Origin of the sequence: Microcoleus sp. B7-D4 (genome assembly GCF_036705125.1) — a bacterium.
In the GTDB taxonomy this organism is placed as follows: Bacteria; Cyanobacteriota; Cyanobacteriia; order Cyanobacteriales; family Microcoleaceae; genus Microcoleus.
In genome coordinates this window covers 61,502-77,508 of the sequence record NZ_JAUBTT010000015.1, presented here as the reverse complement: position 1 = coordinate 77,508, position 16,007 = coordinate 61,502, and the positions used below count along the sequence as shown (strand labels likewise).

16 protein-coding genes are annotated in these 16,007 nt (G+C 45.8%); 6 read left to right on the top strand and 10 right to left on the bottom strand.

The annotated features are described in order from the left end of the window. The 6 genes from QUB12_RS08500 to QUB12_RS08475 form a co-directional block, all read right to left on the bottom strand. Window positions 1–144 (bottom strand): hypothetical protein, encoded by a 144-nt coding sequence (locus QUB12_RS08500; protein ID WP_333306371.1) that lies wholly within the window; start codon window positions 142–144, stop codon window positions 1–3. Between the two features lie 250 nt (window positions 145–394). Then, window positions 395–1,012 carry a DedA family protein gene (locus QUB12_RS08495; protein WP_333156580.1) on the bottom strand — a complete coding sequence of 206 codons (618 nt, stop codon included), beginning with the start codon at window positions 1,010–1,012 and terminating at the stop codon, window positions 395–397. A gap of 168 nt (window positions 1,013–1,180) precedes the next feature. Continuing rightward, on the bottom strand, window positions 1,181–2,458 hold the full coding sequence (gene ahcY, locus QUB12_RS08490) for an adenosylhomocysteinase (protein WP_333142032.1): 1,278 nt from the start codon (window positions 2,456–2,458) through the stop codon (window positions 1,181–1,183). Window positions 2,459–2,591: 133 nt separating this feature from the next. Next, on the bottom strand, window positions 2,592–2,975 hold the full coding sequence (locus tag QUB12_RS08485) for a hypothetical protein (RefSeq protein WP_333306369.1): 384 nt from the start codon (window positions 2,973–2,975) through the stop codon (window positions 2,592–2,594). After that, entirely contained in the window at window positions 2,968–4,788 is a 1,821-nt protein-coding gene (gene ltrA / locus QUB12_RS08480) for a group II intron reverse transcriptase/maturase (RefSeq protein ID WP_333301303.1), read from the bottom strand. Before ltrA ends, QUB12_RS08485 begins: the two co-directional genes overlap by 8 nt. A 476-nt stretch (window positions 4,789–5,264) precedes the next feature. Beyond that, complete coding sequence (locus QUB12_RS08475) at window positions 5,265–6,497, bottom strand: transposase (RefSeq protein ID WP_333306367.1); 1,233 nt, start codon at window positions 6,495–6,497, stop codon at window positions 5,265–5,267. A gap of 79 nt (window positions 6,498–6,576) precedes the next feature. On the opposite strand from QUB12_RS08475, the gene tnpA reads away from it, so the two are divergent. From tnpA to QUB12_RS08460, 3 genes are all read left to right on the top strand, one after another. Then, window positions 6,577–6,984 carry an IS200/IS605 family transposase gene (tnpA, locus tag QUB12_RS08470; protein ID WP_333148224.1) on the top strand — a complete coding sequence of 136 codons (408 nt, stop codon included), beginning with the start codon at window positions 6,577–6,579 and terminating at the stop codon, window positions 6,982–6,984. Window positions 6,985–7,222: 238 nt separating this feature from the next. Beyond that, the gene (locus QUB12_RS08465) at window positions 7,223–7,507 is read left to right on the top strand and encodes a mechanosensitive ion channel domain-containing protein (protein ID WP_333300625.1); all 285 of its coding nucleotides are present in this window, start codon (window positions 7,223–7,225) and stop codon (window positions 7,505–7,507) included. 90 nt (window positions 7,508–7,597) lie between these two features. After that, on the top strand, window positions 7,598–7,861 hold the full coding sequence (locus QUB12_RS08460; RefSeq protein WP_333148220.1) for a hypothetical protein: 264 nt from the start codon (window positions 7,598–7,600) through the stop codon (window positions 7,859–7,861). 417 nt (window positions 7,862–8,278) lie between these two features. Here the strand turns inward: QUB12_RS08460 and QUB12_RS08455 are convergent, their stop codons facing one another. Together QUB12_RS08455 and QUB12_RS08450 are read right to left on the bottom strand one after the other, a co-directional pair. Continuing rightward, complete coding sequence (locus QUB12_RS08455; RefSeq protein WP_333148218.1) at window positions 8,279–8,995, bottom strand: PEP-CTERM sorting domain-containing protein; 717 nt, start codon at window positions 8,993–8,995, stop codon at window positions 8,279–8,281. Window positions 8,996–9,622: 627 nt separating this feature from the next. Beyond that, window positions 9,623–10,222, bottom strand: coding sequence for a sulfite oxidase-like oxidoreductase (locus tag QUB12_RS08450; protein WP_333148216.1), 600 nt, complete (start codon window positions 10,220–10,222; stop codon window positions 9,623–9,625). Between the two features lie 545 nt (window positions 10,223–10,767). Between QUB12_RS08450 and QUB12_RS08445 the strand changes: the two genes are divergently transcribed. After that, window positions 10,768–11,001, top strand: a complete 234-nt coding sequence (locus QUB12_RS08445) for a hypothetical protein (RefSeq protein ID WP_333143395.1) — start codon at window positions 10,768–10,770, stop codon at window positions 10,999–11,001. Window positions 11,002–11,338: 337 nt separating this feature from the next. Here the strand turns inward: QUB12_RS08445 and QUB12_RS08440 are convergent, their stop codons facing one another. Beyond that, entirely contained in the window at window positions 11,339–12,034 is a 696-nt protein-coding gene (locus QUB12_RS08440) for a TrkA family potassium uptake protein (protein ID WP_333143396.1), read from the bottom strand. Between the two features lie 140 nt (window positions 12,035–12,174). After that, on the bottom strand, window positions 12,175–13,509 hold the full coding sequence (locus QUB12_RS08435) for a TrkH family potassium uptake protein (protein ID WP_333143397.1): 1,335 nt from the start codon (window positions 13,507–13,509) through the stop codon (window positions 12,175–12,177). A gap of 336 nt (window positions 13,510–13,845) precedes the next feature. Between QUB12_RS08435 and QUB12_RS08430 the strand changes: the two genes are divergently transcribed. Both QUB12_RS08430 and QUB12_RS08425 read left to right on the top strand, forming a co-directional pair. Next, the gene (locus tag QUB12_RS08430) at window positions 13,846–14,802 is read left to right on the top strand and encodes a methyltransferase domain-containing protein (protein ID WP_333306365.1); all 957 of its coding nucleotides are present in this window, start codon (window positions 13,846–13,848) and stop codon (window positions 14,800–14,802) included. A 36-nt stretch (window positions 14,803–14,838) separates the two neighbouring features. Beyond that, on the top strand, window positions 14,839–15,897 hold the full coding sequence (locus QUB12_RS08425; protein WP_333306363.1) for a homogentisate phytyltransferase: 1,059 nt from the start codon (window positions 14,839–14,841) through the stop codon (window positions 15,895–15,897). The last annotated feature ends 110 nt before the right edge of the window (window positions 15,898–16,007 follow it).

The following is a 16,007-nucleotide window of genomic DNA, read 5'->3' as shown; positions in this document are numbered from 1 at the left end:
CTAAACCTCCACCAATCCTAAATATTTGTATAAATTTAAGTGGGATTTTTGGGCGATCGGCTGCCCGTCACTGTGACTTTTGGGCGATCGCCAATTTAAACCTCTATTTAAAAAAGTAGCAAAGATAGCAGAAGTTTCTATCAAATCTCCCTCTCTATCTTTCAGCGCTACGGTTGAGAAGATGCTGGAAACAAGTCAGTGGATTTTAGATTTTAGATTTTAGATTTTAGATTTACTCCCCAGATGAATCTGGGAGGTTGAACCTTAGTCTAAAATTTTGAACGCCTCGCGACTTTTGTCGGAAAGTTGTATGCGTTTTTGGGTGGGGTCAAAATGGTGATTGTAGCCGCCGATGAACGCAAATAAACGCAGATTATTTTCACAACTTTTGCCTTTATTTGCGATATTTTTCCTTCTGCATATTCTTTTTGACAACCCACAAAATACACCAAATGACAATAATCACCACAACTATTTTGGAAACCGGGCCCAGATATTCCTCTACAAGTGTATAATTTTCCCCTAGTTTATATCCGGCAAAAGTCAGGAAACTTACCCATAAAAGAGTGCCTCCTGTTGAGTATAGTAAAAAAGGAATTAAAGGCATATTATTGATGCCAGCGGGCAGGGAAATCAGGGTGCGAACTCCTGGTACGAGGCGACACAAAAACACGGCTTTGTTGCCGTGTCTGTTAAACCATCTATTTGCTTTGTCAATATCGGCGCCCGATACTGTGATCCACTTGCCGTATTTGTCGGCTAAATTCCTCAAGCGTTCTTCGCTCAATAATTTACCCGCATAGTACCAGGGAAACGCCCCCAGAATTGTACCGATTACTCCTGCTGCGATCGCCGGCGCTAACTGCATATCATCACCCTTTGATGCCGTGAATCCTGCCAGTGGCATAATCAATTCTGAGGGGATGGGGGGGAAAAGATTTTCTAAAAACATCAACAGGCCAATTCCGAGATAGCCCATCGACTGCATTGTGTTAGTGATCCATTCAACCATTTTGATTTAAATATTGGTAATAGGTACTTTGTATTTTGCTCGTTTTTGATTGTTCCCAGGCACAGCCGGGGAACGCATATAAGCGAGGCTCTGCCTCAACTCCCCATGAGGGAGGCAGAGCCTCCTTGTATTCATTCCCCGGCACAGCGTGGGAACGATAAACGATGATTAAGTGCCCGAAGTCCAAGAGTTTGTGTACTCAATTTGTTCGGCAGTCAAGGTATCAATGTGAATACCCATTGCTTCCAATTTGAGACGGGCAATTTCTTTGTCAACTTCTACGGGTATTGAGTGAATACCCGGCTCTAGTTTGCCTTTGTTCGTAACTAGATATTCGCAGGCTAAAGCTTGGTTAGCAAAGCTCATATCCATCACGGCGCTGGGGTGTCCTTCGGCTGCTGCCAAGTTGATCAAACGGCCTTCGCCCAACACAATAATCGATTTGCCATTATTGAGGTGATATTCTTGAGTGAAAGACCGGACTGTTTTCACATCGGTGCTTTTTGCGCCGAGGGATTTGAGGTCAATTTCAATGTCGAAGTGACCGGAATTGCAAACAATTGCGCCGTCTTTCATTGTGTCGAAATGTTCGGCACGAATGACGTGTTTGTTGCCGGTAACGGTAATGAATATATCTCCGACTGTTGCTGCTTCGTCCATCGGCATGACGCGGAAACCGTCCATCACTGCTTCGATCGCCCGAATCGGATCGATTTCGGTGACAATTACGTTAGCACCCATGCCGCGGGCGCGCAGTGCCGTGCCTTTGCCGCACCAACCGTAACCTGCAACCACAATATTTTTACCGGCTAACAAAATATTGGTAGCGCGGATGATGCCGTCTAGGGTAGATTGACCGGTACCGTAGCGGTTGTCAAAGAAGTGCTTGGTGTCGGCGTCGTTGACGTTCATTGCGGGGAAAGTCAGCACGCCGTCTTTCAACATGGCCCGCAGGCGCACGATGCCTGTGGTAGTTTCTTCGGTAGTTCCGATTAAGTCGGCAATTTGGTTCGGGCGGTGCTGGATTAGTGCCGCTACCACGTCGCTGCCGTCGTCGATGATAATATTGGGGCGGTGGTCTAGGGCTGTGTAGACGTGACGTTCGTAGGTAGCCGCGTCTTCTCCTTTGAGGGCGAAGACGGAAATGCCGTAGTCTTCAACTAAGCAAGCCGCTACGTCATCTTGAGTGCTCAAGGGGTTGCTGGCGATCAGTACGGCGTCGCCACCGCCGAGTTTGATGGCGATTGCCAAATGAGCGGTTTCTGTGGTTACGTGGCAGCAAGCAGCCAAGCGAATGCCAGCAAAAGGCTTTTCTTTAGCGAAGCGTTCTTGAATTTGCCGCAAAACGGGCATTTCCCGGCCGGCCCACTCGATGCGTTGCTTTCCCAAGGGGGCGAGGGACAAGTCTTTGACTTCGTGTTTAATCTTGACGGATGTAGCAACCATGTATGTTATTTCTCAGAAATCATCAAACTTTGTTAGTTTTAGCAGATTAAGTCATCGGCGGGCAAGTGCTGTGATTTTACTCGATCGGGGTCGGCGAGGCTAATCTTAAATTTTGATTGTGTTTTATTGACACTCAAGCGGGCTGAAGCCGCTGAGATTCTGCGGACAGAGCAGCTTTAGGTAACACCCAAAGTTTTACTCTCGCTACGGTGGTCAAACACCGTCTACACAGTCGGTCAAGTTTTACACCTAACTTACTGGCTACTTTTCTTAGAATGTTGGCAGCCCCATTTATATCTGCATTGATTACAGTTCCATCAGCAGAGCGATACAAACCACGTTTAATTCGTTTTCCCGATGCTTTCCACCCAGGCAGTTTTTCGCCGTATCTGGGTAGGGAGTCTCCATCAAGAAAATTAAAGTCGGCGACACTCTCACGAGCGCCGCCGCTCTCCAAAACCGTGCGTGAAAATTTCTCTTCACACGGCTCCTCAATGACTCGGTGATTGTCACTCATACCGCGTTACCAACATATCCTCTTTCCAGAACCATTCTGTATGTGAGGGTGGCTTAGGTTTAGCACTTTTACAGCTAGATTTTGTACCCAGACTGCCATCTGTTGCAGTCTTTATATCGTGGCAATGTCTGTGAAGTAAATCCCAGTTTTCATAAGAATCCTTTCCACCTTTCGATTTAGGAATTCTGTGGTCAACTTCCATGACATCTTCGTCTCGAAAATGTAATCCGCAGTGAGAACATTTACCCTTTTGAATCTTAAGAAGTGTTGCCACTCTTTTGGGACTTTCAGGGTGTTTTCCCATTCTTGTACTCCAATACACTAAGTTTCCGTCGTATGGTGACGATTCGCCTTTAACTTTGGCATGGTCTATGATTTTTATTTGACCATGTTTGCGTAACCGGAGAGGGTTAGTCCCTTCTTCCCTGGTTGCGAATACCCAGTGATCATTGCCTATGGTTTGCCAGTATTTATTTGACACCCATGTTTTCGATTTTTTCGGATGGCGATGATTTGCCCAAGCTCTGAGTTTTTGATACACCAGGGAGTCTAATTTATAGAAGACTTTGCTACTTGGAACTGTTCGGTAATAGTTAGCCCACCCTATAATTAGAGAATTCAACCTCTTAATTAAATCTGATTGAGATTTGGCTGTGTGGATGTCTATTACTCTTGCGATTTCTTTGAGGTGTATTTTGACTTTTTCCGGGCTTGGGGTGATGATTGTACTGAAACCCAGTAGTTCACCTTGGGGATTTTTCCCGCTAGTGTATTTGCCAGATGGATATTGCCTGACTTTAAACCCCAGGAAATCGAATCCTGGAGGCTGTCCATCGTGGCTGCTCATTGTGTGAGATATCCTTGTTTTACTGGATTTTAGCTCCAAACCCATGCCTTTTAACCATTCAGAGATTATCTCTTTACACTTTTGAACAACGGTTAAATCTTCGTGGAGAATTACGAAGTCATCGGCGTATCTTATTAAGGATATGCTTTTACATTTCTGTTGCCAGCTTATTTGTCCTTTTCCTGTTGACTTTTTGATGTCCAAGGTTTTGGCAAATTCCTTAATTCGATGTTCCATCCCGTGGAGGGCTATATTAGCCAGTAGTGGAGAAATGACTCCACCCTGTGGTGTTCCCTCAAGTGTTGGAAACAACTGCTGTCCGTCCATCACCCCCGCTCGGAGCCATGCCCTGATTTGGCGGCGTAAAAGCGGGAATGTATTTAATTTTTTAAGCAGTGCTTCATGGTCGATTTTGTCGAAGCATTTGGCGATGTCGGCATCTAGCACATATTTTTGCTTATACCTAATCGCATTAAATATTGCCCCGATAGCATCTTGGCACGAGCGTCCAGGTCTGAACCCATATTGGTTCGGTTCAAATTGCGCTTCCCATTCTGGTTCTAGTGCCAGTTTAACAAGCGCCTGCAATGCCCGGTCTTTCATTGTCGGGATTCCTAAAGGTCGCTTCTCTTCTGTACCGGGCTTGGGAATCCATACTCGCCTGGTTGGGCTGACCTTTGAACTCAGGTTTATATTACTTATTAGGTCAAGACGTTGTTTTGGGGTTAGTGATTTGACACCATCCACACCTGCCGTCTTTTTTCCTTTGTTATCCTGAGTAACCCTACGAACCGCTAAGCATTTTGCAGCCCAGGACTTCATCAGCAACTTTTGGAGTCTGCGAAGTGCCTTAATATCACCACGATTGGCGGCTTGATAGATTCTTTTCTGCAACTTGAACACAACTCTTTCCAGCTTTCGCCAGGGAGTCTTGTTCCATTCATACATCGGTTTTACCGTGCTCATGACTTTTACATTGCTACTGGAGGTTCTATCTTCCGAGACACCGTGGGTCTGTCTGCATATCTCCCTCGTTACAAGGGAGCTTTCGCTTTTGACCCAATCTCTCCTTGCCGTTGCATCCGGTTAGCACCTACTCTGAAATTCGACTTTTCAGAGAGCAAACGGTAGGTTATTTCGTTCCTGTTCGTCTTTGTTTAGAGTTTTTAGGGTGGTACTTTCCACCGGGTTTATTACAGAGTGCTTAGTTGGTCAAGCGAGTAATTGCCAACCCTGTGGTAAATTGAAGGTGAAATCCCTTTATTACCAATCCTTGCCCTTTTGGGACTCCCAGCGTATCAACCTGTTTCGCTGGTTGTCTATCACGATGGTTCGGATGTACCTTTGCTTTCGCTACCCATAAACTCCTGCTTTGCAGGATTCTAGAATAGGTTTTCCAGTTACCGCTTTTTCACCCCGCTTTACGGATTGATGGCTAGTCGCTACCGTAGGGGTGATGCTTTCACCGCAGCACCAGCGGGATGGGACTTGAACAGTGTTCTCACCCACAAGACGAACAAGTTGTCATCTAACAAGGGATTAAAGTGCGAACTCAATCCATATTGGATTACCTTGCTAGAGCCTGAATTCCCCCCATTTCTGGGTTTCTTCAGAACGAAACGCACACTACTTTTAGACGTATACGCTTCTTCTGTTTCAGTAAACTTAATGCCGTGTAAATTGCACAATTGGCTTAGTCGGTCTTTCAGCTTTCCTAACGGCATCTGAACAAATTTTTGATTGTTCAGCTTACCCATATCGGCATTAGACTTAAAACCTTGGTTCCATCCAATTACTAAATTGCCGATACCGTGTTTCAAGCAATGTTCAACAATTAACTTCGCAGCCTTATTAATGCCATCGCGCATCTGGTGATTGCGCTTGCGGGTTACACGGTCTAGCCAGTTATCCCAGTAACCCGTGGGCTTTCCTTCCTTTCTAGTTGCTACTTTTTTGTTCCAAAGCTGATTCATCGCTTTCATAACGCGAGCATCAATTAAAAAGGAATTTCCCAGCGTGTCCACGCAAGCCGCTAAGTTGTCAGCAGTTCCCAAGTCGATTGATAGCGCTTGGCTATAATCTAAAGCGTGCTGCTGACATTCTACTTCGTAAGACAACTCCAAATAGAAAGCGCCATTCTTCGGGAGAATCGTAAACTCTTTAACCTTTGAGCAGTCAACATTTGACGGCCTGGGCAAAAATACTTCAGAAATCCCAAACCAGCGCCGTACTGTTAAACCCAGAGAAAATCTCAACTGGTCGCCGACAAGCACTGGCTTTAATCCACCAGAATTCGGGTAGGCAACTTTAAACAATTTAGAACCTGTTAAATAGCTCGGAGGCTTGGGTCTAAAATGTAGTTGACCCTTGTTATACAAAGCTTTTAGCTCTTTGAAACTTTTGAACGCTTCTGTTGCCGACATTAAAGTTTGCTGCATGGGTGTCGAAGGTAACGACTTAGCAACCATCGACTTTGCAATTGACGGTTCAAAAGATAAATCAAACTTCCCCGTCAGCAACCTTCCAGTCTTAAAAAATGTCTGGCGAGCAAAATAAACAGCACTATTGTACAGCTTACCAGATTGCCGACAAAGGTAATTTAGCACTGCCTCAACTTCTTTGGTGGGAGACAGCAATACTTGCTGTACTCCCATTGTTTTCTTAGGCTTAGCCACCTCTTTTTCCTGCAAATTAGTTGATTTATTCAGTTTAGGTGGATATAGTGGACAAGTCAAGCTATAACAACAAAACTTTATGTTGCCTCTCCCGGAGTACAAAACCCACAACCACGTCAAGTTCTTACTTAATTACCACTTTGTCTTCATACCCAAGCGTCGCAAGAAAGTTTTAGTTGGAGATATAGCAACTAGGCTGCGAGAGCTGTTTTTAGCACTCTCGACTGAGAAAGGTTGGGATATTCTAGCTTTAGAAGTGGCACCAGATCATGTACATTTATTCGTTGCAGTCAATCCGATGGATACTCCTGCGCTAGTCGTTAAGGCATTCAAAGGACGTTCTAGCCATCATTTAAGGGCTGAGTTTCCACAACTAAAAAAGCTGCCGTCCTTATGGACGAGCAGCTATTTTGTTAGCACCGCAGGTAATATTAGTAGTGAAGTTGTGAAAAAATACATAGAAGATCCGCACCATTCGGCTAATTAAGAAAGGAAGAACACGGGGACTGAAGTCCCCCGTGTCGCTTCCCTCTCAGGGCTAAAGCCGCGCTCGTTTCCCGCATCCCGTAAAAATTTTTATGATTAGCGAGCTAGTCGATGGAGTCACCTGCACAGTGAGAGTCAAACATTCCTGTCCGGCGATCGATCTCAATCTTTTGTGTTAGCGTGGCATTCTTTAATTATTTGACACTCTCACTTGGGCTGCTGGCAGTTTGAGCGCCTGCGTGGCGTTCCCAGCTTGGCAGCCTGCAGATATCATCAGTTGGTTAGGACTTGGTTCAGTAGGGATTAGTTTCCCGTTCCAAGACATCTTCAAATACTTTTTAGCGGAAATATTTTTGCTGTTGCACGAACCGTTTCAATGGGGCGATCGGATAATAATTGTAGAAGGCTTTGAAGGTACTGTTGAAAAGATTTTGCTGCGTTCAACTCAAATTATTAGCGATCGGGGAGAGAGAGTTATCATGCCGAAGGCGATCGTATTTGCCAATTCAGTGCGGGTAAGCTAATCCGCATTTAAATTGCATAGTCAAATAAATCTTTACTGGTGTGGGGAGTAGGGGTTGGGCAGGTGATCACGCCCTCAATATACAATTTAAATGCACAACAGCTTACTAATAGGCCTGCCCCGCAGGCGAACTAACTTGCCTTTAAATTTAGCCTATGATGTTGATACTTCAGGCTTTAACGATGGTTCTTTGCATCTTATTGTCCGCTATTGGACGCTGCGCGAACAAGCACATGTGCGACGGACAAACACCAGGGCTGTGGTGGCGATTAAAGTAGCGTGCATCCGGGCCGACATTAAAATTCCTCAATCGGTACTGGTGACTTTGTACGATCGAACAATTTACCGTGACTGAGTTTTGAATTTTGAGTGGAGAGAGGGAGAGAGTGGGAGAGTTGGAGAGTTGGAAAAATCCTCTTGCTTCACGCTTGACTTCTTCCCTCAACACCCATCCGTTAACTCCGTTAAATCCCGTACACTGGGCGTGGCCGAACTTTCCTCTGATATCAAATCCGCGCTGCGAAAGTCGGGCGTAAAATCGAGTCAACATCCAACACCCAACCATCATTCAGTTTGGCGACCCCTCCTTCTACAGTCAACAGTCAACAGTCAACAGTCAATAATTCCGGAGGAGTGCCACCAGAATTGATATGACTTCTCCCTTCTGACTTTTCAAATTAAGCAAAAGGCGAGCCGATTTCTCATTAGCGCGCCTCCTAATTGAATTTTATTTTGTCAAGCGTCATTGAGGAGATTGTTCCGGTTGAAAAAATCATGAAGTCGTCTTGCTAGCGCGGCGACGGCGGGCTGCAACCAAGCCACCCAAACCGAGAGCCAAACCAGTCATTGTCATCGGTTCGGGAACTGCTTCTGCGCTGACTGTGAAGTCTTGGAAGTCTGCGTCGTTTCCGCCACCACGATCGTCGAAGGAGATCACCGTGCCGCCGCTAAACAGAGAACCTACTCCGCTTGTGAATTTTCCGGCATCTCCGAAGCTGTTGGTTGCTGCTGTGTTGAGTGCGCTCCACAGCGGCGCGGCGCCAAACACGGCTTGCTGGCTGCCGGTAGAGGCGACGTTCAGGTTCAGCCCTGATGTCGAGTAGACCATGCCCTTCGACGCCTCCCCGAAAGTGCTGGAGAGTCCCAAAGTGTAAACTTGATTTGCCAAGAATCTGAATACTACCTCGCCAGAACCCGTGACGGTATTGCCCAAAGTTCCTTTCCATTCGTTAGCGCTGCCGTCGTCTGAGGATTTAGTTTCCGAAAATAACTTGGCAACGTTAGCGAGTGTGAAGCCGTTCACCTGGTAGATTCCCAAAGAGGAAGTATACCCACCGTGAGACTCTTTGAATTTAAACTTGACATCTTGATCTTGACTGAATGTGATGCCGTTGGTACCAAAGGAGAAGGCCTGAGCGGGAGATCCGGCGCCAAACAGAGCTGTGGCGGCGGCGGTAGCTGCTAGGGCGGATAAGAGTTTGGTATTCATAAACCTGTTCCTTTTGTGCGATGGTCTTAATATTTTCATTATGCGATACTTTGTTTGCAGTTGGGGTACTTTAGGTAAAGTTTGACCAATTCTTTATCAAGCCTTTACATAACCTTCATAAATGCTGTCGATCACATCTGCAGACGGGCGATCGCTCCCTAATAATACCCACTAAATAATTATAAATATTGTGGATTGAAACCTTGCAGTCGCGGGCATGGGAGGGCGGGTGAGCAAAACTGATTTGGATCGGGCTTATGCTAATTTTTTATTATATTGTCAAGTCTCCATCCTCAACCGCCGATACTTAAGTATAAATACGGTAATATTTGTGTACACTGACAGTTAAAGGAGTTTGATATTAACCCGAAACTGGGAATATTTGTTTTTTGGGACTTGTGTAGGGGAGTTAAAGTAGTTTATCTATCGGGTAAATTACGTACAAAATGCGATCGTTGCGTTTACGTATTTTGGTTGAATTAGATAGAGCCCGTCGCGTCAGATATCCCAAAGATGCGATCGACCCGATGCAATTTCTGCAGATTGAAGCGGTAAAAGAGCGGATTGCCTCTCAACAAAGATTGTATAGAGAAGCTCTGGCCCCGTCCTTGCTCCCGATCGCCCGCATCAAAACAGACCGCTATAGCGTTCCTCTGCCCACGGTTCGCCCCGCCGATGGTAGCCGTTGCGTTCCCAAAAACCGAGTTCTTCGGTTTCTGTAAACTCCAGGCCGTTAATCCATTTAGCGCTTTTCCAAGCGTACAAGTGGGGAACTACGAGCCGCATTGGGCCGCCGTGGTCTGCGGATAGAGGTTCGCCGAAGACGGTGTGGGCGAAAAAGTTTTCTTCTCGGAGGAAGTCGGCGATCGCAATGTTAGTCGTGTAGCCGCCGTAGCAGTGTTCCAAGACGTGCATAGCTTTCGGATCGACTTCTATGTAGTTCATAAAATCTGTGACTTTGACTCCCGTCCACTGCACGTCGAGTTTTGACCACCGGGTGACGCAGTGAAAATCCGCAGTAAAGTTACTTTGGGGCATGGCCTGGAAGTCCGACCAAGTGAAGGTTTTTGGTTTTGCCAATCCCCAGACTTTAAATTCCCAACTTTCAATGCTGACAGAGGGTGTATCGCCGTAGGTCAGCACAGGAAAGCCGTTGGCGAGGTATTGACCCGGCGGGACGCGATCGATGTTTTCTGATTCTGGCTTGCGAAAAAATTTGCCCAGCATTGATTCACGCTCTACAGTAACTGACTGCAATCCTCACTATAACTTGCAGAGATGGCCGCATTGCAATTCATCTCAAGGTAGAAAGCTTTCAGCACTTCTTTAGAAAAAAAAATCCCTCAATTCTACCTGATGCCAACCTATAGCCTTTCGAGCTCTCATATGAGGTACTCATGGGCATAGGGCATAGGGCATAGGGCATAGGGCATAGGGCATAGGGCATACCTCACCACGCTTGAGAACCGCTATAATTCTGCCTTCGGAGATAGCCGAAGCTAAAAATTACCAACTATTATGATCCCAGCGTCAGTAGGTAGGCGCTGTCAAACGCAAGTATGTCAATGATTGTAAAGTATCCCAATTCCCTAATGGTGGCTACGTCAAGCCTGTTTACATACTGTTACATAGATCAGTTTAATTCCGCCTACCTATTTATTAAGTATGTAATCTTAAATTTTATCGCAATTCATGGTGCATTTCCCAATTTTTGATGTATTGTTACAATATGTTCAGATGCCATATGTAAAAAAATTGATGGGGTAAAAATCATGATCACAAGTTGCTTGATTCCGTTGACGGTCTGCTTGATTGCTGGGTGGGTGACTGCCGGGACTGACAATAGAACGCTAGACGGAATTCCGGCTCCGATAGCTGCAATTATTGGAGTTTGTTCGTTAATTTGGTTTGTGGCGGCGTGTCCTTGGCCTGTTGAACTCGCTCTAGTCTTGGCGGTGGTGGTTTTTGGCAAAGCTTATTTGCAAAAAATATTGAAAGTCGGCTGAATTTTCAGGGCTAGCGCTCCTATGATTTGCGGGAGCGCGATCGAGTGCTGCTACTTTGTTAAAATTTTTCGCGATTTGTCTGGCTAGGTTCTCCGAGGGGGTCGCAAAGACGGAACCAACCCCAGAACTGGTGAAATTCAATTTAGATATTTCAGTTAAAAATTAGAACATCAAGATTGACAGAGAAACCCGGTTTATCTAAGATAAACCGGGTTTGTAAGAGTCTGAAATTTTCACACATCCCGCAAGAATTGCTGAGGACTTAGACACTCGGAACTCCAGAAACCGGGTTTCTGAGTCCAAGACTGTTGCTATATGTGCATAAAATGCCGCTCTGTTAAATTGGCAAGCGATTGATATCTTTATTAGAACCAATTACTACCATCGCGTCGCCCTTTCTCAAGCGTTCGCTTGGCTCCGGATTAATCTCGAACTTGTCGGCGCGCCCGACTGCTAGCAAGTTCAAACCATACTTGCGCCGGAGCTCCAATTCGGAGATGGTTTTACCGTCAAACTTTTCAGGAACGAGCAACTCAACGATGCTGTGATCTGGGTCCAGGTCAAAGCGTTCTAAAATGCTGGGTTTTGTAAGAAGGCGGGCCAAAGAGCAGCCCATTTCTCGTTCTGGAAAAACTACATGATCTGCGCCGACTTTTTTCAACAGTTTTAAGTGAGTTTCCGAAGAAGCTTTGGCTATTACGTGACGTACCCCCCCTTCCTTAAGATTAAGGGTGGTGGTAATGCTTTCTGCTAGGTAATTGCCGATCGCAACAATCACTGTTTCAAATTCAAATATGCCGGCTTCAGCAAGAGCGCTAGGCTCAGTAGAATCTAACTGCACAACGTGAGCAGCAATACGATCGGTCAAAGCTTGAGTTACTTTTTTTTCATCGGTGTCAACTCCCAAGACTTCGTAACCCAAGCCGTGCAGAGTCGAACACACAGCTTTGCCGAAGCGTCCCAAACCAATAACGGCAAACTGCTTGTTGTCGGCGCGCAAAGTGCGAAAAAAATTCAAAGATGACAGGTTCACTAAATTTCCAGCGCTGAGCGTCTTGCTGTTTAAATTTGAACAGAGACAGCGCCGCCTCCTTTTGATTTTTGGGTAAGTAGTAAAAGTTGATTTGGGTTGTCACCCATTGTTTAGATTATCAGCAACGAGACAGGATTTTTTTATCCCACTAACAAACTTTCCTCAGCATACTTAAAAGACCTGGGTTTTGGGTCGCCGAAGGCAGCACTCACCAGCAGCAGTATCCCAACGCGACCTATGTACATTGTAGCAATCAAAATCAACTTACCGATCGCTGAAAGCGTGGGTGTAATCCCAGTGGAAAGACCGACCGTGCCAAAAGCTGAAACTGCTTCATACAGCGCTGCGATAAATTCTACTTGGGGATTGGTCAGCTCGATTAAAATTGCAGAGGTGAACGCGACCAACAGGGAACCGAAGACTACGCTAATGGTTTTCAGAATCATTGGTGGCGGGATCTGACGCTGATAGCACTCCACATCTTCCTGGCCTTCGACAACTGCTGTGGTACAGCAAAACAATATCCTAAAAGTTGTGGTTTTGATTCCGCCGCCGGTGCTGCCAGGACTGGCGCCGATAAACATCAGCGCGATGGTCAGAAATAGCGAGGCTTCGGTCATTTGGCCAATGCTAATTGTATTGAACCCGGCCGTGCGGGGAGTAACAGATTGAAACCAAGCTGCCATCAGCTTTTGAGGAAAATTTAGAGCGCCGAAAGTGTCTGGGTTGTCGTATTCCAGCACCAAAAAGGCTAGCGTTCCTAAAATTAAAAGGACAGCCGTTGTAGTGGTAACAACTTTGAAGTTCAGGGAAAAAACTGTGCAGATAGGGCTTTTGTTGAAGCGATCGCGCAGCCACAGGTACATTTCCATAATTACTTGATAGCCGATTCCCCCAAAGATGATTAAACCAGTGACGGTGAAGTTAACCATAGGCGAACTGATGTAGCCGATCAAATTATCTGAATAGATGCTAAAACCAGCGTTGTTAAAGGAATTAACGCTGTGAAATATAGCAGACCACACACCCTGTTTAAATCCGTATTGGGGGACGAAAACCGTCATCAGCAAAAACACTCCTGTTAATTCAAACAAAAGCGTTGTTGCTAGAATTGACTGCACGAGTTGTACGACGCCGGCTAGCCCGGATTTGTCGAGAGATTGTTGCAGGGCAACTTTGTCTTTCAAGCCAAAGCGGCGGCCCAATAACAGCAGCAAGAAAGTCGTGGCTGTCATGTAGCCCAACCCTCCTATTTGCACCAGTAAAACTAGGCACAGTTGCCCCCAAAAAGAGTAATATTTTCCGACATCTACAACCGACAAGCCCGTGACGCAGACAGAGGAAGTAGAGGTAAACAGTGCTGTTATTGGATCGCTCCAAGTTCCATCAATTGTGGAAAAGGGCATCATCAGTAATAGAGCACCTATGAGGATGACAGCGAGAAAGCCCAAAGCAATGGTTCGCGAGACAGTCATTCGATTTTAGATTTTAGATTTTAGATTTTAGATTTGAGACGCAACCCACAAATCAATGTGAAATTTTAGATTTGAGACGCAACCCACAAATCAATGTGAAATTTTAGATTTGAGAGGGAACCCACAAATCGATTTGAGATTTGAGGTTTGAGAGGGAAGCCACAAATGGATTTGAGATTTGAGGTTTGAGAGGGAACCCACAAATAGAGCGTCGGGCTGGAAATCAGGACATCTCTATCTGGCGAATGCCGGAGACCGATCGAACTCAATCGCCAAATTCTATGACAACATCGGGAAAATAACGGTAGAATTCCTTTAATAACTTGCGATCCGGCGATGACATCAACACTTTACCAGCAAATTCAGCAACTTTACGACGCTTCTAGCGGTTTGTGGGAGCAGGTGTGGGGCGAACATATGCACCACGGTTACTACGGCCCGGATGGCAATTTGAAAAAAGAGCGCCGACAGGCTCAGATAGATTTGATAGAAGAACTGCTGGGCTGGGCTGGAGTACCGTCAGAGAAGGCACTCTGTGAATCTTACCGCATTCTCGATGTCGGTTGCGGCATCGGCGGCAGCACACTGTATTTGACTCAAAAGTTTAGTTCGATCGCGGAAAATAATTTAAAGTTGGATGGCAGGAGCGATCGTGATTTTAGCATATCTGCCGAACCAAATAAAACGGGCGCTAGCGTCGTTACAGCTACCGGGATAACTCTGAGTCCGGTACAGGCAAACAGAGCGACTGAACGCGCTAAAATTGCTGGGTTAGAAAGCAATGTGAATTTTTTGGTGTCCGATGCTTTGAATATGCCTTTTCCTGATGAGTCCTTCGACTTGGTTTGGGCGCTCGAAAGTGGCGAACATATGCCCGACAAAATTAAGTTTTTGCAGGAATGCTGCCGCGTACTCAAGCCGGGAGGAACTTTGATTTTGGCTACTTGGTGTCACCGCCCGGTGGGAGAAACGGCGGGTGAATTAACTGATGAAGAGAGAAAGGAATTGGCAGAAATTTACCGGGTTTATGCTTTGCCTTATGTGATTTCTTTGCCGGAATATGAGGAAATTGTCCGCAGTTTGCCTTTGACAAGTATTCGCAGCGCTGATTGGTCAAAAGCTGTTGCTCCTTTTTGGGATGTGGTGATCGATTCTGCTTTGACTCCGAGCGCGATTTGGGGTTTGCTAACGAGCGGTTGGACGACTATTCAAGCTGCACTTGCTCTCGGATTGATGAGCCGTGGATATCAGAGCGGGTTGATTCGTTTTGGGCTGATTTGTGCTGTAAAATAACAGGCATATATCAGAGAAGTTTTGAGTCTTGAGTTGATGAGTAAGGTGTGCATTGCACACCCTACAGAATATTATTTGTTTGGTGCGGGTGTGAGATTTATGGGCAATGATTCGATGGGCAAGTCTTGGATTGATAAAAATAGCTCGGCTCCGCAAAGCTGGGCGAGGGCATTTTGGGAATTTTCTCGGCCGCACACAATTGTGGGTACTAGCTTGAGTGTATTGGCTTTGTACGCGATCGCCCAAAGCGCGAGGCTGTTTGTGAATCCTGTATTTGGAACCCTAGCTTGTGCCTGGTTGGCTTGCATTTGCGGCAATATTTATATTGTGGGATTGAACCAGTTAGAAGATGTTGAAATTGATAAAATTAATAAGCCGTATTTGCCGATCGCATCGGGAGTGTTTTCTCGGAAAACCGGGGAATTAATTGTAATTGCCACGGGAATTATAGCAATTTTGACGGCAGTTTTGCAAGGCCCGTTTTTGCTGGCTACCGTTGGCGTTAGTTTGGCGATTGGGACTGCTTATTCTCTGCCGCCAATTCGGCTGAAACGCTTTCCTTTGTGGGCGGCGCTGTGCATTTTTACTGTGCGGGGCGCGATCGTAAATTTAGGGTTATTTTTGCACTTTAATTGGGTGTTGGCTTTGGGAATGGCGAAAAGCGCTTTTTCGGGCTGGAGTTTGAAGAGTATGTCTTTTGAGATTCCTGCGGAAGTTTGGGTGCTGACGGTTTTTGTTGTGGTGTTTACGTTTGCGATCGCCATTTTTAAAGATATCCCCGACATGGAAGGGGACAAGCAATATAATATTACTACGTTTACGATTGAGCTGGGCAAGCCGGCCGTCTTTAATTTATCTCGCTGGGTGTTGACGGTTTGTTATTTGGGCGCGACTTTGGCGGGAGCGATCGTATTGTCTAATGTTAATTTAGTGTTTCTGGCAGTTTCTCATTTGGCGGCTTTGGGTTTGATGTGGTTTTGGAGCGCGAAAGTTGATTTGGACGATAAAAGAGAAATTGCTGCATTTTATCAGTTTATCTGGAAGTTGTTTTTCTTAGAATATCTGATTTTTCCCGCAGCTTGTTTGTTGGGGTAGAAGTTCGGCAACGGATTGTGTAACGGATGTAACGGATGTAACGGATGTCAGGTAGAAGGAAGAAGGAAGTTCGGCAACGGATTCTGTAACGGATGTAACGGATGTAACGG